At 63.3% G+C, this 349-nt stretch carries 1 protein-coding gene; it reads right to left on the bottom strand.

The window, feature by feature from the left end; all coding sequences use genetic code 11:
• Positions 1-57: 57 nt before the first annotated feature.
• Positions 58-349 (bottom strand): uracil-DNA glycosylase family protein (locus B4F73_RS16020; RefSeq protein ID WP_290483762.1); only part of this gene is annotated, 292 nt, incomplete at its 5' end.

Consider the following 349-nt stretch of genomic DNA (forward strand, 5'->3'; position numbering starts at 1 on the left):
GGTCAGGTGTTCAAGTCACCTTAACGGCACCATTTTCTTTCCGACAATCCATTGCCTTCAGGCGCTTGTCCGATGCGCAGTCCCCTCCAGAAACGCGCGCGCTGTTGATAGATCCTGCGCGAAACGCTGGCATTCGGTTCGGGCACGGTCCGGGTCTGGCAAGCGAAGCAGATAGGCCGGATGGACCGTGACCAGCACGGATGCCGCGCCGGGCTGAGGCAAGATCTTGCCGCGCATATTCGACACCTTGACCGAGTGGCCCAGCACGCCGCGCGCCGCGCTTGCCCCCAGCGCAATGATCAGGTCCGGCTGAACATGCCGGCGTTCCAGGTCGAGCCACCAGCGGCAG

Source organism: Hyphomonas sp. UBA3601, from assembly GCF_002375605.1.
In the GTDB taxonomy this organism is placed as follows: Bacteria; Pseudomonadota; Alphaproteobacteria; order Caulobacterales; family Hyphomonadaceae; genus Hyphomonas.